Origin of the sequence: Paraburkholderia sp. SUR17 (assembly GCF_029536165.1) — a bacterium.
GTDB lineage: Bacteria > Pseudomonadota > Gammaproteobacteria > Burkholderiales > Burkholderiaceae > Paraburkholderia > Paraburkholderia kururiensis.
The window spans coordinates 3,520,369-3,542,475 of sequence record NZ_CP120508.1; the positions used below are offsets into that span (position 1 = coordinate 3,520,369).

Below are 22,107 nucleotides of genomic sequence, written 5' to 3' on the forward strand. Positions count from 1 at the left end.
AAGCGGAAGGCAACAAACGAAAAAAAACCGGGTCGCCCTTTCGGGGCGCCCGGCTTTTCGTTACTGCATCGTCGTCTCCACCTGGTCCTGCGAATCTCCTCTTGCAGTCTGTTCGCAGGGCGCCCGCACGAAGCCGGCGCCCATGAGCGCAGAGGCTTATCGCGGCAGGCTGGAGCTGCCCATCAGGTAGGCGTCCACCGACCGCGCACACTGCCGGCCTTCGCGAATCGCCCACACGACGAGCGACTGGCCGCGCCGCATGTCGCCAGCGGTGAACACCTTGTCCACCGACGTGTAGTACGACTTGTCGCCTTCGGTCGCCGCGCGCACGTTGCCGCGCGGGTCCTTGTCCACGCCGAACGCTTCGAGCACCGGCGACACCGGCTGCGTGAAGCCCATCGCGAGCAGCACGAGGTCGGCCTTCATCTCGAACTCGGAACCCGGCACTTCCTGCATCTTGCCGTCCTTCCACTCCACGCGCGCGGCGATCAGCTTCTCCACCTTGCCGTTCTTGCCTTCGAAGCGCTTCGTGGCCACTGACCAGTCGCGCTCGCAACCCTCTTCGTGCGACGACGACGTGCGCAGCTTGACCGGCCAGTACGGCCACACGAGCGGCTTGTTCTCTTCCTCGGGCGGCTGCGGCAGCAGTTCGAACTGCGCGACGCTCTTGGCCCCGTGACGGTTCGAGGTACCGACGCAGTCCGAGCCCGTATCGCCGCCACCGATCACCACGACATGCTTGCCCTTCGCGAGCAGCTGGTCAGCTACCTTGTCGCCGGCATTGACCTTGTTCTGCTGCGGCAGGAATTCCATCGCGAAGTGAATGCCCGCGAGTTCGCGGCCCGGCACCGGCAGGTCGCGCGGCGTTTCGGAACCGCCAGCCAGCACGACGGCGTCGAACTGCTCCTTGAGGTCCTCGGGCGCAAGCGTTTCTTTCGCCGTGTTGCCGATGTGGGCCGGCAGCGCGTCTTTGCCGATGAACACGTTGGTGCGGAACGTCACGCCTTCGGCTTCCATCTGGCGCATGCGGCGGTCGATCAGCCACTTCTCCAGCTTGAAGTCGGGAATGCCGTAACGCAGCAGGCCGCCAACGCGGTCGTTCTTCTCGAACACGGTCACGTCGTGGCCCGCGCGCGCCAGTTGCTGTGCAGCGGCGAGACCCGCGGGGCCGGAGCCCACCACGGCCACCTTCTTGCCGGTCTTGTGCTTCGGCGGCTGCGGCGCCACCCAGCCTTCGGCCCATGCTTTGTCGATGATCGCGTGCTCGATCGACTTGATGCCGACCGGGTCGTTATTGATGCCGAGCGTGCACGCCGCTTCGCACGGCGCCGGGCAGATGCGGCCCGTGAACTCCGGGAAATTGTTCGTGGAATGGAGCACTTCGATCGCGCTCTTCCAGTCCTGGCGGAACACCAGGTCGTTGAAGTCCGGAATGATGTTGTTGACCGGGCAGCCGTTGTTGCAGAACGGAATGCCGCAGTCCATGCAGCGCGCACCCTGGACCTTCGCGTCCTCGTCGGTGAGGGCCGCGACAAATTCCTTGTAGTGCTTCACCCGCGTAAGCGGTGCTTCGTACGCCTCGTGACGGCGTTCGAATTCGAGAAAACCGGTTGCCTTACCCATGTGGCTCTCGTCTATCCATGTATTCGGTGGGGGATCGGCGTGTGCCGCGCACGCTCTCGCGTACGGGGCACACGCCTCGTCGATCGTGTCGGGCTAACGCTGCGAAGTTATGCGGCCAGAACTTCCTTGCTCGCCTTCTTCGCGCCGATCTCGCCCAGCGCGCGCCGGTATTCGGTCGGGAATACCTTCACGAACTGGCGCCGCGCCGCGTCCCAGTTTTCCAGCAGCGCCTTCGCACGCGGCGAGCCGGTGAACTGGAAGTGACGCTCGATCAGCCCCTTGAGCAGCGCCTCGTCCGTCTGGCCCGCGTGCCACAGCGCGCGGTCCACGGTGTGCTCCTGCTCGGCTTGCTGCAGCACCGGTTCGAGCGCGACCATCGACTTGTTGCACTTCGGGCCGAAGGTGCCTTCGGGGTCGTAGACGTAGGCCACGCCGCCCGACATGCCGGCCGCGAAGTTACGGCCCGTCTCGCCGAGCACGACCACCGTGCCGCCCGTCATGTACTCGCAGCCGTGGTCGCCCGTGCCTTCCACCACCGCCGTGGCGCCGGAGTTACGCACGCAGAAGCGCTCGCCGGCCACGCCGCGGAAGAACGCTTCGCCTTCCAGTGCGCCGTACATCACCGTGTTGCCGCAGATGATGTTTTCTTCCGACTTGCCGCGGAAGTCGTTGGTCGGACGGATGATGATGCGTCCGCCGGAAAGCCCCTTGCCGACGTAGTCGTTGCCGTCGCCGACGAGGTCGAGCGTGACGCCCTTCGCGAGGAACGCGCCGAAGCTCTGGCCCGCCGTGCCCTTCAGCTGGATGTGGATGGCGTCGTCGGGCAGGCCGTCGTGGCCGTACTTCTTCGCCACCACGCCCGAGAGCATGGCGCCCACCGTGCGGTTCACGTTACGCACAGGCTGGATGAACGAGACGTGCTCGCCGCGCTCGACAGCGGCCTTTGCCTTCTCGATCAACGTGTGGTCGAGCGCGCGGTCCAGGCCGTGATCCTGCGACTCCAGATGGCGGCGCGCCACCTCTTCCGGCACGACTGGCTGGTAGAACACGTTCGTGAAGTCGAGACCCTTCGCCTTCCAGTGCTCGATGCCCTTCTTCATGTCGAGCAGATCCGCGCGGCCGATCAGGTCGTCGAACTTGCGGATGCCGAGTTGCGCCATGATTTCGCGCACTTCCTCGGCCACGAAGAAGAAGTAGTTCACCACGTGTTCCGGCTGGCCCTGGAACTTCGCGCGCAGCACCGGGTCCTGCGTCGCCACGCCCACCGGGCAGGTGTTCAGGTGGCACTTGCGCATCATGATGCAGCCTTCCACGACGAGCGGCGCCGTGGCAAAGCCGAACTCGTCGGCGCCCAGCAGCGCGCCGATCACCACGTCGCGGCCCGTCTTCATCTGGCCATCGGCCTGCACGCGGATGCGGCCGCGCAGGCGGTTGAGCACGAGCGTCTGTTGCGTTTCGGCAAGGCCCAGTTCCCACGGCGTGCCGGCGTGCTTGATCGACGAGAGCGGCGAGGCGCCCGTGCCGCCGTCATGGCCCGCGATCACGACGTGATCGGACTTCGCCTTGGCGACGCCCGCGGCCACCGTGCCGACACCGCTTTCCGACACCAGCTTGACCGAAATGCTGGCCGACGGATTCACGTTCTTGAGGTCGTGAATCAGCTGCGCCAGGTCTTCGATCGAGTAGATGTCGTGGTGCGGCGGCGGCGAAATGAGACCGACGCCCGGCACCGAGTAACGCAGCTTGCCGATGTACTCGGACACCTTGTGGCCCGGCAGCTGACCGCCTTCGCCGGGCTTCGCGCCCTGCGCCATCTTGATCTGGATCTGGTCCGCCGAGACGAGGTACTCGGCCGTCACGCCGAAGCGTCCCGAGGCTACCTGCTTGATCTTCGAGCGCAGCGAGTCGCCGTCCTTGAGCGCAATATCGCGCACGATTTCCTTGCCGATCACCGAAGCCAGCGTGTCGCCGTTCTTGATCGGAATGCCGCGCAGTTCGTTGCGATAGCGGTTTTCGTCCTCGCCGCCCTCGCCCGTGTTCGACTTGCCGCCAATGCGGTTCATCGCGACGGCGAGCGTGGCGTGCGCTTCGGTACTGATCGAACCGAGCGACATCGCGCCCGTCGCAAAGCGCTTCACGATTTCCTTCGCGGACTCCACTTCGTCGAGCGAAATGGCGCGCGCCGGATGCACCTTGAACTCGAACAGGCCGCGGAACGTCATGTGACGGCGGGTCTGGTCGTTGATCAGGTTCGCGTACTCCTTGTACGTCTGGTAGGAGTTGCTGCGCGTGGAATGCTGGAGCTTCGCGATGGCGTCCGGCGTCCACATGTGGTCTTCGCCGCGCACGCGATACGCGTACTCGCCGCCCGCGTCGAGCATGGTGGCGAGCACCTGGTTTTCACCGAAGGCGTCGCGATGCAGGCGAATGGCTTCTTCGGCCACTTCGAAAAGGCCGATGCCGTTCACCTTCGACGCCGTGCCCTTGAAATACTTCTGCACGAGGTCTTCAGCGAGGCCCACGGCTTCGAAAATCTGCGCACCCGTGTACGACATGTACGTCGAGATGCCCATCTTCGACATGACCTTCTGCAGGCCCTTGCCGATCGCCTTCGTGAAGTTGTAGACCGCCTTTTCCGGCGACAGGTCGCCCTTGAAGCCCGAAGCGAGCTGCGCGAGCGTTTCCATCGCGAGGTACGGATGCACGGCTTCCGCGCCGTAGCCCGCGAGCAGCGCGAAGTGGTGCACCTCACGCGCAGAGCCCGTTTCGACCACGAGGCCCGTGCTCGTGCGCAGACCTTGCTGCACGAGGTGCGTGTGGATGGCCGACGTGGCGAGCAGCGCCGGAATGGCGACGTTGTCGCGGTCCGTCTTGCGGTCGGAGACGATCAGGATGTTGTAGCCCGAGCGCACCGCGTCCACGGCTTCGGCGCACAGCGACGCGAGCCGCGCCTCGATGCCTTCCTTGCCCCACGACACCGGATAGCAGATGTTCAGTTCGTACGAGCTGAACTTGCCGCCCGTGTACTGATCGATGGCGCGGATCTTCGCGATGTCCTTGAAGTCGAGCACGGGCTGCGAGACTTCGAGACGCATCGGCGGGTTGATGTTGTTCGTGTCGAGCAGGTTCGGCTTCGGGCCGATGAACGAGACGAGCGACATCACCAGGTTTTCGCGGATCGGGTCGATCGGCGGGTTCGTGACCTGGGCGAACAACTGCTTGAAGTAGTGGTAGAGCGTCTTGTTCTTGTTCGACATGACCGCGAGCGGCGAGTCGTTGCCCATCGAGCCGATGGCCTCCTCGCCGGCCTGGGCCATGGGCGCCATCAGGAACTTGAGGTCTTCCTGCGTGTAGCCGAACGCCTGCTGGCGGTCCAGCAGCGCGGCGGCCTCGCGGCGTTCCGTGGCGACTTCCTCGGCCTTCGGCTCGATCTCGTCGAGCTTGATGCGCACGGCGTCGATCCAGCTCTTGTACGGCTTGGCGTTGGCGAGGTTGTCCTTGAGTTCCTTGTCGTCGATGATGCGGCCGTGTTCCATGTCGATCAGGAACATCTTGCCCGGCTGCAGGCGCCACTTCTTGACGATCTTCGATTCGGGAATGGGCAGCACACCCGATTCGGACGCCATGATGACGAGGTCGTCGTCCGTGATGATGTAGCGGGCCGGACGCAGGCCGTTACGGTCGAGCGTCGCGCCAATCTGGCGGCCGTCCGTGAACGCGATGGCGGCGGGGCCGTCCCACGGCTCCATCATGGCGGCGTGGTACTCGTAGAACGCGCGGCGGTTGTCGTCCATGAGCGTGTGCTGTTCCCACGCCTCCGGAATCATCATCATGACCGCGTGCACGAGCGGGTAGCCCGCCATCACGAGCAGCTCGAGGCAGTTGTCGAACGACGCCGTATCCGACTGACCGGGATAGATCAGCGGCCAGAGCTTCGGCAGGTCGTCGCCCAGCACGTGGCTGGCAATGGCGCCCGTGCGGGCGTTGAGCCAGTTGACGTTGCCCTTCACCGTGTTGATTTCGCCGTTGTGGGCAATCATGCGGTACGGGTGGGCGAGTTCCCAGGCGGGGAACGTGTTGGTCGAGAAGCGCTGGTGCACCAGTGCGAGCGCCGACACGACACGCTCGTCCTGCAGGTCGCGGTAGTACACGCCCACCTGGCCCGCGAGCAGCAGCCCCTTGTAGACCACCGTGCGCGCCGAGCACGACGGCACGAAATATTCCTTGCCGTGCTTGAGCTTGAGCGCCTGAATGCGGTGGCTCGCGGTCTTGCGGATGATGTACAGCTTCCGCTCGAGCGCGTCCGTGACCATGATGTCCTTGCCGCGGCCGATGAAGATCTGGCGGATCACCGGCTCGGTCGCCTTGACGTTCGGCGAGATGGGCATGGCGTGGTCGACCGGCACGTCGCGCCAGCCCAGCACCACCTGGCCTTCGGCCTTCACCGTGCGCTCCAGTTCCTGTTCGCAGGCGAGGCGCGAAGCGTGCTCCTTCGGCAGGAAGATCATGCCGACGCCGTATTCGCCCGCGGGCGGCAGCGTCACGCCCTGCTTCGCCATCTCTTCGCGGTAGAAGCCATCCGGAATCTGGATCAGGATGCCGGCGCCGTCGCCCATCAGCGGGTCCGCGCCCACGGCGCCCCGGTGATCGAGGTTCTCGAGAATCTTCAGACCTTGCTGAATGATCTCGTGGCTTTTCTTGCCCTTGATGTGCGCAACAAAACCGACGCCGCACGCGTCGTGCTCGTTCTGCGGGTCGTACAGACCCTGGGCGGCGGGGCGCAGGGCACCCGGGTGCTCGTGGTGGTCGTTCATGGGGACACCGTCTGAAAGAGGGCCGGTACGCAGACGTACCAGCCGTTGAAACCATGTTCTTGTTCCCGCTGAACGCTGACGCCCGAGTGAGGGCCGCGCTGGGGAGCGGATTTCCCGCGTCGTGCGCCCAGGAATCGCCGGAATTCGGAATATACGCGACGAATCAATGAAATAGCAAACAAAATGTGATGATATGGAACCAATTATCGTATTGGTGCATTTTCTGCCGTTTTAATTGGTTCCATATCAAAACAGGGCAAAAGAAACGGCATCTTCCGATGCCGTCTTCCGGATGCGCGCCGGCCCGCCGCTATTGCGTCTGCGGCGTCTCCCGAACCTTGCGTGGACGCCCGCGCGGTAGCGGCGACACGCGCCGGTTCGCCGTACGCGACGCCCATTCGCGATACGACTCGCCGCCCAGCACCCAACCCTTCAGCGTGGCCTGAAGCAGTTGATTCGCTTCGCGTTCGTCGAGCGGCTGCTCGCACAGTTCGCGGTAGGCCCGCTGCCGTTCGAACGGCGTATTGCCAAGCGACCAGTAGAGCGGATGGTCGGTGATGAGGCTGTCGACCGTCAGCCCGATGTGATGGCGATAGCTCGACCAGCGGTAATCCTCGGGCGCTGCCACGAGCTTGTTACGCACCGGCGAGAGTTCCACCACGCGGCTCGCGAGCAGGAAGTACCGCTCGCCCTCGATCACCGTTGCGCGATAGCGGCCCTCCCACAACGTGCCACGCCGCGAGTAGCGGCGATTGAAGTGAGCCACGTAGCGGCGGCCCACGGCCTGCATCGCTTTGGGCAGGCTCGCTTCGTCGGACGGTGTCACAAGCAGTTGCACCGCACCCGGCATGAGCGCCCAGGCGTGCACGGCGAGATGATGATCGCGCGCCGCCGCCTTCAGGCAATCGATGAACAGCTCGTAGTCCTGGTCGTCGACGAAAGCGGGCTGCTGGTCGAGTCCGCGCAGGATCACGTGCTGAGGCTGGTCTGGGACATAAAGACGTGCAAGCCGTGCCATGCTGGATTTTCCAATAGTGGCGTTAGTAAATACCCGCGGGTCCGCGCAACGGCCGCCGCGCGGCCTTCGGCGTGGCGCGGCTCGCGCGGAAACCCCGCAGCGCTTAGGGAGAAAGCTCTAACCGTGCCATATGGTCTGTTTGAAACGTTCTGGTCATAATGAGCACGCCTTTTATGGAGGAGCACAAATGAAATTAAAACAGGCCTTGACGGGGATGGCGGCGCTCGCCTGCATGACCGCAGCGCACGCGCAGACGGCCAATACGTTTTACGTTACGACGGGGTGGTTTCATTTCATGCCCCAAGACAGCAGCGATCCACTCAAAGTCACCAACGTCGGCGGGTCACCCGTCAACATCACGATTCCGAACACCGGTGCCGGCATTGACGATTCCGACACGATCGGTTTGAGCTTCGGTTACTACATCACCGACCACATCTCGACGGAGTTGGAACTCGGCATTCCGCCCAAATTCGACCTGAACGGCAAAGGCACCTTCGAACAGTTTGGCAAGCTCGGTTCGGCAAAACTGTGGAGCCCCGCCCTTCTCTTCAAATACAACTTCAACGACGCCCAGGCGAAGTTCCGGCCATATGTGGGTCTTGGCGTGACGCGCGTCTGGTTCACCGACGCCAAGATCACCAACGGCCAGTTCGAGCAGGGCGTACTGAACGGTCCGACCAGCGTGTCGACGGATCGTTCCTGGTCGCCGGTATTTAATCTCGGCTTCAACTACGCGTTCACCAAACACTGGTTCGCCGGCCTCTCCATCTCGTACATTCCGGTCAGCGTAAAGGCTACCCTCAACACGGCTCGCTCGACACCGGTGGGTACGCTCAACGCGACGTCCGAAACGAAGATCAAGCTGAACCCGATCGTTACTTACGTCAAGGTCGGCTACGCGTTCTAAAGCATCGGCACCGACGAAGGGACGCAATTCAGCGGCCCGCCGGACCTTCGCACATTCTTCGCTTTCACCTGAACGCCGCCACGGAACCTCGCCGGTTCCGTGGCGGCGTTTTTCGATTCTATGCCTGCCTGATCAAATGTGCTGACCCCGTAACGGGTTGTAATTCCGACAGTGTCCGCAATCGTCTACACCCGCCCCGCAACGCCCTGATGGCAGGCGCGACGCGGCGTGTTGCGCTGCAGCGGTATCGCGGGCATCCAAGTTGCGTGATACCGGGCTTCCCGCGAATATTCCACGCAAGGCGCGCGGGACACCCCCTTCATTCTTCATCGACGGAGCGATCATGACTGCATTTCCCAACACTCGGGACGCCATCGGAGAATCCTGGAACACCACCGGCCGCCACGCGCGCCGTATCGCGCGGCACACGCGCCACGCGGCCGAAGACGTGGCCGGCGAACTGCGCGCGTTGCTCGCCGAACTGGAAACCACACTCGCCGACGGCACGCAGGCCGACGCCGTGACGCTGCGCGCCGACATGCGCAAGCGGCTGGACGCCGCGCGCTCCCGGCTCGATGAAACACGCGCCGCAGTGCGCGACCGCGCCGGCGACGCGCTCGAGCAGGCGCAGGACTACGTCCGCGAGAATCCGTGGCAGTCGCTTGCGATCGTGGGCGGCGTGGCGCTGATTCTGGGCGCGGTTCTCGCCCGGTCGCGATAAGGCGGGACATGCCCGCCGGCGTGCGGGCCGAGGGGCGACCACACCTGGAGCGGCCTCGGTTCAGCCGCCCAGCGAGTCCGGCGCGATCAGGTCGATGCGGTCGGTACAGACCGTGTCCACGCCCCACGCGACGAGTTCTCTTGCGCGCTGCAGGTCGTTGACCGTATAGGCCAGCACGAAGAGGCCCGCCGCCTTGATTTGCGCGACGCGTTGCGCGTCGAGTTGCTCGTGGTCCACGTGCAGGGAGACGCAGCCGAGTGCGTCTGTCTGCGCGCGCCAGTCCGCGGGCAGTTGTTCAACGAGCAGGCCGCGCGGCAACGTGGGCGCGGCATCGCGAGCGGCAGCGAGCGCATCGAACGAGAAGGACGACAGGAGCGGCGCCGGTTCCGCGCCCGCCCAAAGCCGGGCCGTTTCGAACGCGACGAGGCGACCTGTGTCCTCATCGCGGGTGGGACACGGCTTGATCTCGACATTCGCGGCGAGCCCCAACGCCTTGCAGCGCGCGGCCACCTGCTCGAGCGTCGGCATCCGTTCACCCACGAAAGCTGCGTTGTACCAGGCGCCGGCGTCCAGCGCCGCGAGCGCGTCGTAGCGCATGCGCGCGGCCGCGCCGCTGCCGTTCGACGTGCGATCGACCGTATCGTCATGCAGCAGGAAAACGACGTTATCGACGGAAAGCTTCGCGTCGAACTCGACCATTCGGTGTCCGAAGCGCGCCCCTGTCTCCAGCGCGGCAAGCGTGTTCTCGGGAGCCAGCGTGCCGCCGCCGCGATGGGCAGCCACGTGCGGATACGGCCATGTTTTCATCGGATGAGCTTGCATGGGCAGACGTCCATGGGTGGATGCGGTATTGGAAAGACTGCGAATGCGAAACGGCCGCGAGGCGCTGGCGAGCTGGCGTGCAACCGCGCCCCTCGCTTAGTTGTCGGCGATCACGAAGAGCCGCTGATACTCCTTGAGCGCATAGCGGTCAGTCATCCCCGCGATGTAGTGCGCGACGAGGCGCGGCTGGAGCGCCGGATCCTTCGACTGATACGCAGGCGGCAACAGCCGCGAGTCCTCGATGAACGCGTCGAAGAGACCGACCACCACGCGCCGCGCCTTGTTCGCCATGCGCATCACGCGATAGTGACGGTAGAGATTCACGAACAGGAAGCGCTTCAATTGCGTGGCTTGTGCCGCGACGGTCTCGCTGTGCGCGACGAGCGGCGGCGCAGCGCGCACATCGTCGAGCGACGCGGGTGCATGCTGGGCGAGATTGCGGCGCGTCGTGTCGATCAGGTCGACGATCAGCGTATTGATGATCCGGCGCACGGTTTCATGAATCAGGCGACGTCCCTCGATCTGCGGATAGTCGCGGCGCGCGGCCTCGTAATGCGTTTGCCAAAGTTCGACCTCGGCAAGCTGGTCGATGGAGAGCAGGCCGGAGCGCAGGCCATCGTCGACGTCGTGATTGTTGTAGGCGATCTCGTCCGCGACGTTGGCGATTTGCGCTTCGATGGAAGGCTGGCGACCCAGCAGGAAACGCTCGCCGAGCGCGCCGAGGCGCCGGGCGTTTTCGCGCGAGCAATGCTTGAGAATGCCTTCGCGCGTTTCGAAGCACAGGTTCAGGCCATTGAACGCGCCGTAGTGCTCCTCGAGTTCGTCGACCACGATGAGGCTTTGCAGATTGTGTTCGAAGCCCCCATGCTCGCGCATGCATTCGTTGAGCGCGTCCTGGCCGGCGTGGCCAAACGGCGTGTGGCCGAGGTCGTGCGCGAGCGAGATGGCTTCGACGAGATCCTCGTTGACGCGCAGATTGCGCGCCACGGACCGCGCAATCTGCGCGACTTCCAGGCTGTGCGTGAGCCGTGTACGAAACAGGTCGCCCTCGTGATTGACGAACACCTGCGTCTTGTATTCGAGGCGCCGAAACGCGGTGGAGTGAACGATGCGGTCCCGGTCGCGCTGAAACTCCGTGCGCGCAGAAGGGGGCGGCTCATCGAAATGACGTCCACGAGACTGCGATGAACGGGCCGCGTACGGCGCAAGATGCGCTTCGAGCGCGGCAACCGTGGGAGAGGCCACCGCAGCAGCCGTTGCGTGGCCGTGTTGTTCGCCCGGGATGTCGCTGCGCCTTTCGTTCACCGGCTCCTCCAGTTGTTGGCGCGCCGTCGCGAGCCTTGCTGTCGCGCCTTCGGCGGACCGCGCACGTATCAGGCGGCTACCGTTGCGGCGAGCGTAGCGTGAACGGCCTCATCGGGCGCGCGGGTGATCAGCGTCTCACCGAAACGCTTCAACAGGATGAATTTGATCGCGCCGGCTTCGGCCTTCTTGTCGACCTGCATCAGTTGCATGTAGCGTGCTTCGCCGAGTGAGGGCGCCTGCGTGGGCAGATGCGCAGCCTCCACCACGCGAACGATGCGCTGACGCGACGCCTCGTTGAGATAGCCGAGACGTACCGAGAGATCAGCCGCCATCACCATGCCGCAACCCACGGCCTCGCCGTGCAGCCACTCGCCGTAGCCCAGACCTGCCTCGATCGCATGGCCGAACGTATGCCCGAAATTGAGAATGGCGCGCAGGCCACCTTCGCGCTCGTCCGCGGCGACCACGGACGCCTTGATTTCGCACGACCGCTTCACCGCATACGCAAGCGCTTCGGGCTCGCAACGATTGAGCGCTTCGACGTTGCTTTCGATCCACTCGAAGAACGCGGCATCTGCAATGGCACCGGTCTTGATGACCTCGGCCACGCCGGCGGCCAGTTCGCGTTGCGGCAGCGTGCGCAGCGTCCCGATATCCGCGATCACGGCCTGCGGCTGGTAGAACGCGCCGATCATGTTCTTGCCGAGCGGATGGTTAATGCCCGTCTTGCCGCCCACCGACGAATCCACCTGCGAAAGCAGCGTGGTCGGCACCTGGATGAACGGCACGCCACGCATGTAGCACGCGGCCGCGAAGCCGGTCATGTCGCCGGTCACGCCGCCGCCCAGCGCGATGAGCGTGGTCTTGCGGTCGGCCCGTGCGCCGAGCAGCGCGTCGAAGATCTGGTTCAGCGTTTCCCAGTTCTTGTGCGCCTCGCCGTCGGGCAGCACCACGGTGGAAACCTGCTTGCCGAGCGGGGCAAGTGCGCGCCGCAACGTCTCGCCGTAGAGCGGATCGACCGTCGTGTTGGTGACGATGGTGACGGCTGCGCCGGCGATGTGCGGAGCGAACAACTCGGTACGGCCGAGCAGATCGGCCCCGATATGGATGGGATAGGCGCGCTCGCCCAGGTCGACGTTAACTGTAATCATGCTGGCCATTATGGATGACGAGGGCTCATGACGCAGTGCTGCGGGCCACGCCCGCCATCTCCAGCTGCATCAGCACCATGTTGACGAGCCCGTTGACGGAAGGCCGCCCTGTCTCGATGACGAAATTGGCGCATTCGCGATAGAGCGGGTCGCGCACTTCGTACAGCGCTTCGAGACGTGCTTTCGGGTCTTCGGTCTGCAGCAGCGGACGGTTCTTGTCGCGGCGGGTACGCAACCACAGGTCGTGCGGATTCGCGCGCAGATAGACAACAATGCCGCGGCTCTTGAGCAATTCGCGATTCTCGGGGCGCAACACGGCGCCACCGCCCGTGGCCAGCACGATGTTTTCGCGACTGGTGAGGTCTGCGATCACCTGCGCTTCGCGGTCGCGGAAGCCCGCTTCGCCTTCCAGTTCGAAGATCAGGGGAATGCGGGCCCCGGTGCGTGCCTCGATTTCATGATCCGAATCGAAGAAAGGCCGCTCCAGACGGCGCGCCACCGCCCGGCCCACGGTGGTCTTCCCCGCCCCCATGAGCCCTACGAAAAATACATTGGCGTGTGCGTCCCGCGGTTGCAACGGTTTCCTCTGGTCAATCCGGTATGGTTCGTGCCGCAGCTTACTGGCAAAGCGACCGCCTTGTCGAGCCTGCGGGCAAGGCCGGCAGGCCCGTCCCGCCCGTGCGGCAGGCGGCAGCCGGGTATGGGGTTTCGGCCGCAAATGCACGTCGCGCCGCCGCTCAATTCGTCTGCACAACATGCGGCGTAATGAAGACAACGAGTTCGCTGCGCTGATTGCGCTGCGCACGGTGACGAAAAAGTGCGCCCAAAACCGGTATTTTGCCCAGGAGCGGCACGCGAGTCACATCGAGGCGCTCGTCGGTGGCGTCGATACCCCCAATGGTAACCGTGCCGCCGTCCTCCACTTCGACACGCGTCTGCACGTGCTTCGTGTTGATAGCGGGGCCCGATGTGGTCTGCTCGCCGACACTGTCCTTCGCCACGTCGAGGTCGAGAATCACCCGGCCGTCGGGCGTGATACGCGGTTCGACCTCCAGTTTCAGGCTCGCACGACGAAACTGGACGCCGGACACGCCCTGCCCCACCTTGGCCTGATAAGGCAGTTCCGTACCCTGCTCCACGATGGCCTTCATCCGGTCCGCGGTCACCACGCGGGGGCTGGACACCACGTGTCCGCGGCCCTCGGCCTCGAGCGCGCTCAGCTCCACATCGAGCAGCCGCGTTGCACGCGCCGCGAGCAGCGTCATGCCGATATTCGCGGCGTCGAAGCCCGAAAGCGCCGAGGCGCCGAGATTCAGCAGCGTGCCCTCCGTGCCGCCATGCAGTCCCGTGGACGGCGCATCGTTTCTCGCCGACATCGCGAGCTTCACTCCGAGATTGCGCGACAGACCTTGTTCGCCTTCCACGATGCGCGCTTCGATCAGTACTTGCCGCGACGGCTGGTCAAGGCGCCGGACGAGTTCGGCAAGCTGATCGAGTCGCCCCTGCAGGTCCGTTACGAAGAGCAGGTTCGTGCGGGCGTCGGCCATGACGGTGCCGCGCTTCGAGAGCACGCGTTGGGCGCCTGAGCCGGTGAACAGGCGGCGAAGCTCGTCGGCGCGGGCGTAGTGCAATTCGAAGGTGCGGCTCACGAGCGGTTCGAGTTCCGCGGCGCGGGCATGGGCTTCGAAGCGCCGCCGCTCGCGCGCGGCGAGGTCGGCGGCCGGGACCACCCAGACGATGTTGCCGTGGCGCTCCATGGCGAGCCCCTGAAGGTCGAGCAGGGTATCGAACGCGGCCCGCCACGGGACATTGTCGAAGCGCAACGTCACTTCACCGCGCACACGGTCGGACGCCACGATGTTGAGCCCGGTGAACTTCGCGAACGCGTGGAGCACGGCGCCGAGTTCGGCATGACGGAAATCCAGCGTGATGGGGCGATCCGGCGGAAGGCCGGCGTCGCTGGAGGTCGGGCCGCCGGTCGAAAGCCGCTGTTCGGCGGCCAGCGGAATCGGCGGTCCTTCGAGCATGCTGGTTTGCAAGCTTTCGCGGTCCGCGGCGCGTGATGCCATGCCGGACCGTTGAGCACGTGCGTTGTCCCGATCTGCGTCTGCGTCGAAGGGCGCACCGTCTTCCGGCAGTTGCCGATCCGGAGAGACGGAGAAGGCATAGGTCGCGTCGTCTTGTGTATCGGCACTGCCGGGCAAGCTGCCGGAGTCTTCGGAAACGAACGGATTCTTGAGCATGCGCGTCGCGGTGCGAGCCTCCCTGCCTCGCGCGCCGTAGACGTCATCCGCGAAGCCGGCAGGCAGCGGTGGGACGTCGTCGTACGTTGCGACGGGCCCGTCGCTTCGCGCCCATTGCGGTAGAGGTGGCAGCGCGGCGTGTGCAGCGCCTGCTGCAAGCCACGCACAGCAGACGCCAACGGTAATGCGATCGCGTAGCCTCATCGCGCCACCTCCTGCAATAAGAGTTCGCGCGTACCGCTGTCGCTCGCAAGCGTGAGGCCGGTGTCGCCCACGCCGACCACCTGCTCGCCGAGAAGACTTTCGCCCGCAGTCACGTCCAATGCGCCATTCGACGTTTCCACGAGTGCCAGTGCGCGCCTGCGATCGCGCAGCAGACCGGTGAGACGCACCGCGTCGTCGGCAGCATCGGAACGATCCACGGCGAACGGGTCGGCGAGATAGCGCTGGAACGTTTCGTCGGGGTCGAGCGAAAGCAGGTCGGCGGCTCGGTCGCGAGTTGCCTCGCGCATCGCCTCCGGCGCACGCAAGCCATCGTAGACACGCAGTTGTGCCTCGATATGCAGTGAGTCGGCATTGCGCTTCACCGTCAATTCGATGGGCGTGACGAGGGTTGGCAAGGTCTGGAGTTCTTGCAGGAAATCCATCAGCTGCGAAAAATCCGCCTGCGCGGAGAGCTTGATGGAACGCATTGCATCCGTCGCCGATCCGCTCTCCGCCCCCGGTTCGAGACCGAAGAGCACCATGCCCGCTGCCGCCGCGAGCGCCGAGACCGTGCGCGCGTCCGCCGCAAACGACCCACGCTTGCCCCCTTCATTCAGGTCGGGCAGGCCGCGCGCGAGGCTCCGCAGTTCGGTCAGATGCGCGACGCCGTCGCGGGCGTCGTCCAAGCGCAATTGCGCGTCGGCAAGCGCAGCGCGCGCCGCGTCGATGCCGGTCATGTCTTCGCTCGTCCACGCTCTCGCGCCGGCTACGAACGTCAATGCGGCAACCAGCACGGCCACGCCGAAGCGCTGCCATGCGCTCCAGGTCTCCGGCCGGGCCCACGCTCCCGTGCATGACGCATGGCCTGCGCGTGCTTCACCCAGACCGTACGGAAACCGCGTGCCGACGCCGCTCATGTCCGCCCCCGCAATTCGTTCTCGTGGGTAGCGCCTGGTCGCTGCGAACGTTGTGCCTCGCCCGGCGTGCCGGGCGCATCGTCCCATCGCACCGTGGCGGTGAACTGCACGGTCTCGCGCGGTTGCGTGCCGGCACGAGGCGTCGGCCCAGGCTCCGCGCGCTTCAACTCGCTCACCGATACCGAGCGCACGCCTTCCAGGTCGCGTAGCCGCTCCAGCCATTCGGCTGATGCAGCGTGATCGCGCGCCTCACCGGTCACCACGATTTCGCCGTCGTGCTGCACGAGCCGCTGCACCGCGACTTCCGCTGAAGCTTCGCGACTCAATGCGGCAAGAAAGTCCAACAGATGCGCGAGCGATGCGCCCATTGCGACTGCGCGTTCGTCGCGTTCGCGCTGCCCGGCAATACGCCGCGCCAGACGATCGTGCTCGGCAAGCGGTCCCGCCATCGCCACAAGCGAGCGTTCCGTTTCGGCCCGTTGCGCGTCCACACGCATCCGCTCGAAGAGCTGCCAGCCGCCCAGCGCGATTACCCCTGCGCCGCCCAATGCCGCCGCGCATGCCCAGCCGAGCAGACAACGCCGGCGCGCACGACGCATCTGAGCCCGCCGCCAAGGCAGCAGATTGAAGCCGCCCATCCATGCGGTCCCGCGCTCGGCGCGCAGTTGGGCGCGCGTGATTGCGTTCACGTTCATGGCGTCACTCCATGACGCCGCGCAACGCGAGACCGACTGCCACCGCGCATGCCGGCTCGTGCAGCAGTTCGGGAACGAGCGGCCGCGTGCCATCGGCCAAGGCCGAGCACTCGAACGGCAATACCGGGCAGCCCAGCACGTCGCCCACATCGGCGAGTGAAAATCCCGCGCTCACAAGCAGTTGCAGATCGCCGGACAGCAGCGCGCATCGCACCGCCGCGCCCTTTGAAAGCTCGCGCAGAGCATCGACGAAGTCCGGGTATTCGAGCGCGGGATAGCGGATTTCGCAGGCCACGAGACCATCGACCACGCGCCATCCATAGACGCCGTCGCCGCCCACCCAGAGGGCCGCGTAGGGTTCATACGGCTGCAACTCGACTTTCGCGGCGTGCCGCATGGCGCGCAATGCCGCGTGCGGTTCGCCGTCCAGCGCGTGAAGCGTGAAACCCGCCGCGGCGGCACATTCCAGGCGCGCCTCGAGATGGTGGCGCGATGCCGCGGCAAGGGTCACGTAATGCCCGCCCGGCCCGCCGTCCGCAACGTGATGCAGCGACTCATCGACGAACCAGTCCACCGCCAGTGCGTCGCGCTCGAGGCCGGCCACGCGCTCGGCCTCGGCCAGCACGGCGGGCTCGAACGCCGTCCACGCCGGCCCCATGGGAAGAAGGCCCGCCTCCTGCTCGCCATTTGGCGCGAGTTGCCCCATCGGCATGGACGCCGAGAACGTAGCCGAGGCCGGTATGGCCATCGCGCATCGCATGGCCTGGGCGGCGCACCAGGCCGGCATCTGGGCAAACGCCGCGCGCAGCACGGTGCTCACCGCGGTGCGATCAAAAATCTCGGCGCCCGCCACTGCGCCGGAGACCAACGGCCACGCGGCCAGCCATTCGATCCGCACCGGACCCGTGCTGCGCAGACGCCGGCTCAACACGGCGCACCTTACGCCCTGGGCATTGAGATCGATACCGGCGCCGAACCGGCGAACCGACAGTTGCCACGCATTCCTCAGCGACATTGCGCCTCCTCCTCGCCTGCACGTCGCCGCGAACCATTCGCGTGCGATCGTTGGAGGAGATTGTGCGAATCGCGAGCATGGCCCGACATTCGGCCAGATGGCCAACGCGGCGTGCAACGCCTATCCGGGCACGCACAGGGACGCTACAGTGGTGCCGTTGTCCCGCGAAGAGCCGAACGGACGTAAGCGAGCCGAAAGGCGCCCTACCCCGGCGGCTATAATCGCGGGACTGTTTTTCTGGTGTCCCCATGCAATCCCCATCCCCTACGCCCGACAACGCCGCCCCACCGCCCACACCGAAAGCCCCTAAGCGCCCTCTTTGGGCGAGGTTGCTGCTCGGCTTCGTAGGGCTCGTCGCGGCCGGCATTGTGGGCGTGGCGCTCGTGATCGGCTACGGGCTCGTCGTGGCGGCACCCAATCTGCCCTCGCTCGAAGCGCTCACAGACTACCGGCCGAAGGTGCCGCTACGCATCTACACCGCAGATCACGTGCTGATCGGCGAATTTGGTGAAGAACGGCGCGACATCGTGCGGATCCAGGACGTGCCGGACCACCTGAAGAAAGCGATTCTCGCCATCGAAGACGCGCGCTTCTACGAGCACGGCGGCGTGGACCTCACCGGCATTGCGCGGGCGGGCATCGTCGCCCTCACGAACGGTCATGCCACGCAGGGCGCGAGCACCATCACCATGCAGGTGGCGCGCAATTTCTTCCTCTCCAGCGAGAAGACCTACACGCGCAAGATCTACGAGATGATGCTTGCGTACAAGATCGAAACGAAGCTGACCAAGGACCAGATTCTGGAGGTCTACATGAACCAGATCTACCTGGGTCAGCGCGCTTACGGTTTTGCGAGTGCGGCGCACGTCTATTTCGGCAAGGACATGAAGGATCTCACGCTTGCCGAAGCGGCCATGCTGGCGGGCCTGCCGAAAGCGCCGTCCGCCTACAACCCGGTCGTGAATCCCAAGCGGGCGAAGGTGCGCCAGGAATACATCCTGCAGCGCATGCTCGAACTCAACTACATCACGCGGCAGCAGTACGACGACGCCGTGAAGCAACCGCTCGTGGTGAAGGGCGTCGCTCGCGAATTCAGCGTGCACGCCGAGTACGTCGCGGAAATGGTGCGGCAGATGATGTACGCGCAGTACCACGAAGAGGCCTATACGCGCGGCCTGAACGTCGTGACCACGATCGACTCCGCTGCACAGGACGCCGCGTATCGCGCCGTCCGTAAAGGATTGATGGACTACGAACGGCGCCACGGCTATCGCGGCCCCGAGGCGTTCGTCGATCTGCCTCAGGAGGCGAGCGAACGCGAACAGGAAATCGACGACGCGCTGCTCGAACATCCCGACAACGGCGAGATCATTGCCGCGGTGGTCACGTCGGCCAGCCCGAAGCAGGTGCAGGCAACGTTCATCGACGGCAACACGGCCACCATCGAAGGAGACGGCCTGCGCTTCGCGCAGTACGCACTCGGCCCGCGGGCACAACCCAATTCGCGCATCCGGCCGGGCGCCATCATCCGGCTCGTGCGTGACGACGGCGGCAAGTGGTCGATCACGCAGTTGCCGCAAGTGGAAGGCGCGCTCGTTTCCGTTGTGCCGCAGGACGGCGCGATTCGCGCGCTCGTGGGCGGGTTCGACTTCAACAAGAACAAGTTCAACCACGTGACGCAGGCCTGGCGCCAGCCCGGCTCCAGCTTCAAGCCGTTCATCTACTCGGCGTCGCTGGAAAAGGGATTGGGACCGGCCACCATCATCAACGACGCGCCGCTCTTCTTTCCCGCCACCACCCCGGGCGGCGAAGCGTGGGAGCCGAAGAACTACGGCGGCGGCTTCGACGGTCCCATGACGATGCGCACGGCGCTGCAGAAGTCGAAGAACCTCGTGTCCATCCGCATCCTCAACTACATCGGCACGAAGTACGCGCAGCAGTACATCACGCGCTTCGGCTTCGATGCCGAGCGCCACCCGGCGTATCTGCCGATGGCGCTGGGCGCGGGTCTCGTCACGCCGCTCCAGATGGCGAGCGGCATCTCGGTGTTCGCCAACGGCGGCTACCGCATCAATCCGTATCTGATCGCCGAGGTGACAGATCAACGCGGCGTGGTGGTCGCGCACGCACAACCGCTCATCGCCGAACAAAACGCGCCGCGCGCCATCGACGCGCGCAACGCATACGTGATGAACAGCCTCTTGCAGAGCGTGGCGCAGCACGGTACAGGCGCGCGATCGAACGTGTTGGGCCGCACGGACCTCGCCGGCAAGACAGGCACGACGAACGATTCGCGCGACGCCTGGTTCACGGGCTACCAGCACACGCTGGCGGCCGTGGCGTGGATCGGCTACGACAATCCACGCAGCCTGGGTGACCGCGAAACGGGTGGCGGCCTCGCGCTACCGGTCTGGATCGATTACATGAGCCGCATGCTGAAGGGCGTTCCGCCCTACAAGATGCCGATGCCGGACGGCGTCGTGACGCTCGGCGACGAACTGTATTTCGACGGATTCACGCCGGGACACGGCTTCATTTCCACGGTAGGCGTGAGCCAGGAAGCGCTCGACGCGCAAGCCAGCGCGGCGGCCGGCGCCGAGCCGCAACCCGCGCCCGAACACATCGACGAGAAAGAGAAACAGGACATCATGAACCTGTTCCGGGGGCATTGAACGCGCGAGGGCTCGCGCGTTCAGCGTAAAACCGCGACGTAAAGCTACGGCGTAAAAGTCACCGGCTCGCCGGCCTGCTGCGTCGCGTACCCCGAGAGCGCTTCGAAAAACTCCGTGTCGTTGCGCGTGTCGCGCCACGCGTCGTCGACGTAGCGGAAATGGAAACCGCCGGCCTTTGCGGCAATCCAGATCTCTTGCATGGGCGGCTGAAGATTGACGATGATCTTCGACCGGTTAGCGAATTCGAGCGTCAAAACATTGCCGCTGCGCTCGAGTTCGATGTCGGCGTCGATGTCGTCGATCGCCCGCTCCACCGCGTCCAGCACGGCTTCGGCACGGGTCAGGTAGTCACTGTCGGTCATGCTAAACTCCGTTGATTAAATTCTCTGGGACAGTCATGCGAGTCGTTTTCAGGATGAGCGCGATTGTAGCGGCTCTGGCCATTCTCGCAGGCGGCGCGCTCGCCGGTTGCGGCCAACGCGGCGCGCTCTATCTGCCCACGGTACCGCCCCTGCCGGCGAAGCCCAACGAACGAACCGAACCGCCTGGCGAAGACGTCAAGCCGGGCGCCGAAACCGCGTCTTCGGGCGCGTCGGGGGTATCGGCAGGCGAAGTGCCGGACACCTCGGGCACCGCACTGACGCTCTCGCCGGACACCCAACTCAACACCGCACCCGCAGCGCCCTCGCGTGCCGCATCGGATGCGGCGCAAACCCAATAAGACTTCACATGGTTCAACCCGCGTTCACACGCGTCGACGGCGTGCTGCATGTCGAAGGCGTTTCCGCCGTTTCGCTGGCCGAGCAGTTCGGCACGCCGCTTTACGTCTACTCGCGCGCCGCGCTTACTGCGGCGTGGCACGCCTACGCGGACGCATGCGCGGGCCGCCGCACGTCGATCCACTACGCCGTGAAGGCGAACAGCAACCTCGCCGTGCTCAACCTCTTTGCGCGCATGGGCGCGGGGTTCGACATCGTTTCCGGCGGTGAACTCGCGCGCGTGCTCGCTGCGGGCGGCAAAGCGGAAAACAGCGTGTTCTCGGGCGTGGGCAAGAGTGCGGCTGAAATGCGGGAAGCGCTCGTGGCCGGCGTGAAATGCTTCAACGTGGAGTCGATACCGGAACTCGACCGGCTCAATGCCGTCGCCGGTGAGCTCGGCAAGAAGGCGCCGGTGTCGCTGCGCGTGAATCCGGACGTCGATGCGAAGACGCACCCGTATATCTCCACGGGTCTCAAGTCGAACAAGTTCGGCGTGGCGTTCGACGACGCCCGCGCCACCTATCGCGCGGCGGCGGCGATGCCGAATCTCGTGGTCGTTGGCATCGACTGCCATATCGGGTCGCAGATCACCGAAGTCGAACCGTACCTGGATGCCGTGGACAAGCTGCTGGAACTCGTTGAGCAGATCGAAGCCGACGGCATCGCGATTCGCCACATCGACGTGGGCGGCGGCCTCGGCATCCGCTACGACGACGAAACGCCGCCCGACATCGGCGCGTTCGTGCGCATGGTGCTCGACCGCATCGAAGCGCGCGGCCACGGCCATCGCGAGGTGTACTTCGAGCCGGGCCGCTCGCTCGTGGGCAACGCGGGTGTGCTGCTCACGCGCGTCGAATTCCTGAAGCCCGGCGCCGAAAAGAATTTCGCGATCGTGGACGCAGCGATGAACGATCTGGCCCGCCCCGCAATGTACGAGGCCTTTCACGCGATCGAACCGGTCGTCGAGCGAAAGGCGCCGGCGCAGGTCTATGACGTAGTCGGCCCGGTGTGTGAAAGCGGGGACTGGCTCGGCCGCGAGCGGTCGCTTGCGATCGAACCGGGCGATCTGCTCGCCATCCGCTCGGCCGGCGCCTATGGTTTTGTGATGAGCTCGAACTACAACACGCGTGGCCGCGCCGCCGAAGTCATGGTGGACGGCGAACACGCTCACGTCGTGCGCGAACGCGAAAGCGTGACGCAGCTGTTCGCGGGTGAAAGCGTCCTGCCGGCGTAACGCGC

At 65.2% G+C, this 22,107-nt stretch carries 17 protein-coding genes; 5 read left to right on the plus strand and 12 right to left on the minus strand.

The features are described from left to right. Positions 1-156 precede the first annotated feature (156 nt). The 3 genes from P2869_RS15695 to P2869_RS15705 all read right to left on the minus strand — a co-directional run bounded on the left by P2869_RS15695 (position 157) and on the right by P2869_RS15705 (position 7,455). On the minus strand, positions 157-1,623 hold the full coding sequence (locus P2869_RS15695; protein WP_277596949.1) for a glutamate synthase subunit beta: 1,467 nt from the start codon (positions 1,621-1,623) through the stop codon (positions 157-159). A gap of 107 nt (positions 1,624-1,730) precedes the next feature. Beyond that, complete coding sequence (locus P2869_RS15700; protein ID WP_199544617.1) at positions 1,731-6,437, minus strand: glutamate synthase-related protein; 4,707 nt, start codon at positions 6,435-6,437, stop codon at positions 1,731-1,733. A gap of 310 nt (positions 6,438-6,747) precedes the next feature. Continuing rightward, on the minus strand, positions 6,748-7,455 hold the full coding sequence (locus tag P2869_RS15705; RefSeq protein ID WP_026121928.1) for a transposase: 708 nt from the start codon (positions 7,453-7,455) through the stop codon (positions 6,748-6,750). A 187-nt stretch (positions 7,456-7,642) separates the two neighbouring features. On the opposite strand from P2869_RS15705, the gene P2869_RS15710 reads away from it, so the two are divergent. Further along, complete coding sequence (locus P2869_RS15710; protein ID WP_126879338.1) at positions 7,643-8,365, plus strand: OmpW family outer membrane protein; 723 nt, start codon at positions 7,643-7,645, stop codon at positions 8,363-8,365. Positions 8,366-8,708: 343 nt separating this feature from the next. After that, entirely contained in the window at positions 8,709-9,086 is a 378-nt protein-coding gene (locus P2869_RS15715; RefSeq protein ID WP_017777198.1) for a DUF883 family protein, read from the plus strand. A 60-nt stretch (positions 9,087-9,146) separates the two neighbouring features. On the opposite strand, the gene ugpQ is transcribed toward P2869_RS15715, so the two are convergent. From ugpQ to pilM, 8 genes are all read right to left on the minus strand, one after another. After that, positions 9,147-9,893 (minus strand): glycerophosphodiester phosphodiesterase, encoded by a 747-nt coding sequence (gene ugpQ / locus P2869_RS15720; RefSeq protein ID WP_277598157.1) that lies wholly within the window; start codon positions 9,891-9,893, stop codon positions 9,147-9,149. Between the two features lie 111 nt (positions 9,894-10,004). Next, positions 10,005-11,213 (minus strand): deoxyguanosinetriphosphate triphosphohydrolase, encoded by a 1,209-nt coding sequence (locus P2869_RS15725; protein ID WP_277596950.1) that lies wholly within the window; start codon positions 11,211-11,213, stop codon positions 10,005-10,007. Positions 11,214-11,281: 68 nt separating this feature from the next. Then, on the minus strand, positions 11,282-12,364 hold the full coding sequence (gene aroB / locus P2869_RS15730) for a 3-dehydroquinate synthase (RefSeq protein WP_277596951.1): 1,083 nt from the start codon (positions 12,362-12,364) through the stop codon (positions 11,282-11,284). 25 nt (positions 12,365-12,389) lie between these two features. Next, the gene (gene aroK / locus P2869_RS15735) at positions 12,390-12,941 is read right to left on the minus strand and encodes a shikimate kinase AroK (RefSeq protein ID WP_026121925.1); all 552 of its coding nucleotides are present in this window, start codon (positions 12,939-12,941) and stop codon (positions 12,390-12,392) included. A gap of 160 nt (positions 12,942-13,101) precedes the next feature. Beyond that, positions 13,102-14,811 (minus strand): type IV pilus secretin PilQ, encoded by a 1,710-nt coding sequence (gene pilQ, locus P2869_RS15740; protein WP_277596952.1) that lies wholly within the window; start codon positions 14,809-14,811, stop codon positions 13,102-13,104. After that, positions 14,808-15,728 carry a hypothetical protein gene (locus P2869_RS15745; RefSeq protein ID WP_277596953.1) on the minus strand — a complete coding sequence of 307 codons (921 nt, stop codon included), beginning with the start codon at positions 15,726-15,728 and terminating at the stop codon, positions 14,808-14,810. The genes pilQ and P2869_RS15745 overlap by 4 nt, the downstream gene beginning before the upstream one ends. Further along, complete coding sequence (locus P2869_RS15750) at positions 15,725-16,423, minus strand: PilN domain-containing protein (protein ID WP_277596954.1); 699 nt, start codon at positions 16,421-16,423, stop codon at positions 15,725-15,727. The genes P2869_RS15745 and P2869_RS15750 overlap by 4 nt, the downstream gene beginning before the upstream one ends. A 4-nt stretch (positions 16,424-16,427) precedes the next feature. Further along, positions 16,428-17,438, minus strand: a complete 1,011-nt coding sequence (gene pilM, locus P2869_RS15755) for a pilus assembly protein PilM (protein ID WP_277596955.1) — start codon at positions 17,436-17,438, stop codon at positions 16,428-16,430. Between the two features lie 248 nt (positions 17,439-17,686). On the opposite strand from pilM, the gene P2869_RS15760 reads away from it, so the two are divergent. Next, on the plus strand, positions 17,687-20,110 hold the full coding sequence (locus tag P2869_RS15760; RefSeq protein ID WP_026121924.1) for a penicillin-binding protein 1A: 2,424 nt from the start codon (positions 17,687-17,689) through the stop codon (positions 20,108-20,110). Between the two features lie 44 nt (positions 20,111-20,154). On the opposite strand, the gene cyaY is transcribed toward P2869_RS15760, so the two are convergent. Then, positions 20,155-20,472 carry an iron donor protein CyaY gene (cyaY, locus tag P2869_RS15765; RefSeq protein WP_042302601.1) on the minus strand — a complete coding sequence of 106 codons (318 nt, stop codon included), beginning with the start codon at positions 20,470-20,472 and terminating at the stop codon, positions 20,155-20,157. 35 nt (positions 20,473-20,507) lie between these two features. On the opposite strand from cyaY, the gene P2869_RS15770 reads away from it, so the two are divergent. Together P2869_RS15770 and lysA are read left to right on the plus strand one after the other, a co-directional pair. Continuing rightward, a complete protein-coding gene (locus P2869_RS15770; protein ID WP_126879331.1) occupies positions 20,508-20,831 on the plus strand; it encodes a lipoprotein in 324 nt (107 codons plus the stop codon). 8 nt (positions 20,832-20,839) lie between these two features. Further along, complete coding sequence (lysA, locus tag P2869_RS15775; RefSeq protein ID WP_277596956.1) at positions 20,840-22,102, plus strand: diaminopimelate decarboxylase; 1,263 nt, start codon at positions 20,840-20,842, stop codon at positions 22,100-22,102. Positions 22,103-22,107 lie beyond the last annotated feature (5 nt).

Excerpts from the sequence above, each read along its gene's own strand:
- cyaY (WP_042302601.1), bottom strand. The coding sequence starts at position 20,472 with ATGACCGACAGTGACTACCTGACCCGTGCCGAAGCCGTGCTGGACGCG.
- P2869_RS15710 (WP_126879338.1), top strand. The coding sequence starts at position 7,643 with ATGAAATTAAAACAGGCCTTGACGGGGATGGCGGCGCTCGCCTGCATG.
- pilM (WP_277596955.1), bottom strand. The coding sequence starts at position 17,438 with ATGTCGCTGAGGAATGCGTGGCAACTGTCGGTTCGCCGGTTCGGCGCC.
- P2869_RS15770 (WP_126879331.1), top strand. The coding sequence starts at position 20,508 with ATGCGAGTCGTTTTCAGGATGAGCGCGATTGTAGCGGCTCTGGCCATT.
- P2869_RS15705 (WP_026121928.1), bottom strand. The coding sequence starts at position 7,455 with ATGGCACGGCTTGCACGTCTTTATGTCCCAGACCAGCCTCAGCACGTG.
- P2869_RS15700 (WP_199544617.1), bottom strand. The coding sequence starts at position 6,437 with ATGAACGACCACCACGAGCACCCGGGTGCCCTGCGCCCCGCCGCCCAG.
- P2869_RS15695 (WP_277596949.1), bottom strand. The coding sequence starts at position 1,623 with ATGGGTAAGGCAACCGGTTTTCTCGAATTCGAACGCCGTCACGAGGCG.
- aroB (WP_277596951.1), bottom strand. The coding sequence starts at position 12,364 with ATGATTACAGTTAACGTCGACCTGGGCGAGCGCGCCTATCCCATCCAT.
- P2869_RS15760 (WP_026121924.1), top strand. The coding sequence starts at position 17,687 with ATGCAATCCCCATCCCCTACGCCCGACAACGCCGCCCCACCGCCCACA.
- P2869_RS15745 (WP_277596953.1), bottom strand. The coding sequence starts at position 15,728 with ATGAGCGGCGTCGGCACGCGGTTTCCGTACGGTCTGGGTGAAGCACGC.
- P2869_RS15715 (WP_017777198.1), top strand. The coding sequence starts at position 8,709 with ATGACTGCATTTCCCAACACTCGGGACGCCATCGGAGAATCCTGGAAC.
- lysA (WP_277596956.1), top strand. The coding sequence starts at position 20,840 with ATGGTTCAACCCGCGTTCACACGCGTCGACGGCGTGCTGCATGTCGAA.
- pilQ (WP_277596952.1), bottom strand. The coding sequence starts at position 14,811 with ATGAGGCTACGCGATCGCATTACCGTTGGCGTCTGCTGTGCGTGGCTT.
- ugpQ (WP_277598157.1), bottom strand. The coding sequence starts at position 9,893 with ATGAAAACATGGCCGTATCCGCACGTGGCTGCCCATCGCGGCGGCGGC.
- P2869_RS15750 (WP_277596954.1), bottom strand. The coding sequence starts at position 16,423 with ATGAACGTGAACGCAATCACGCGCGCCCAACTGCGCGCCGAGCGCGGG.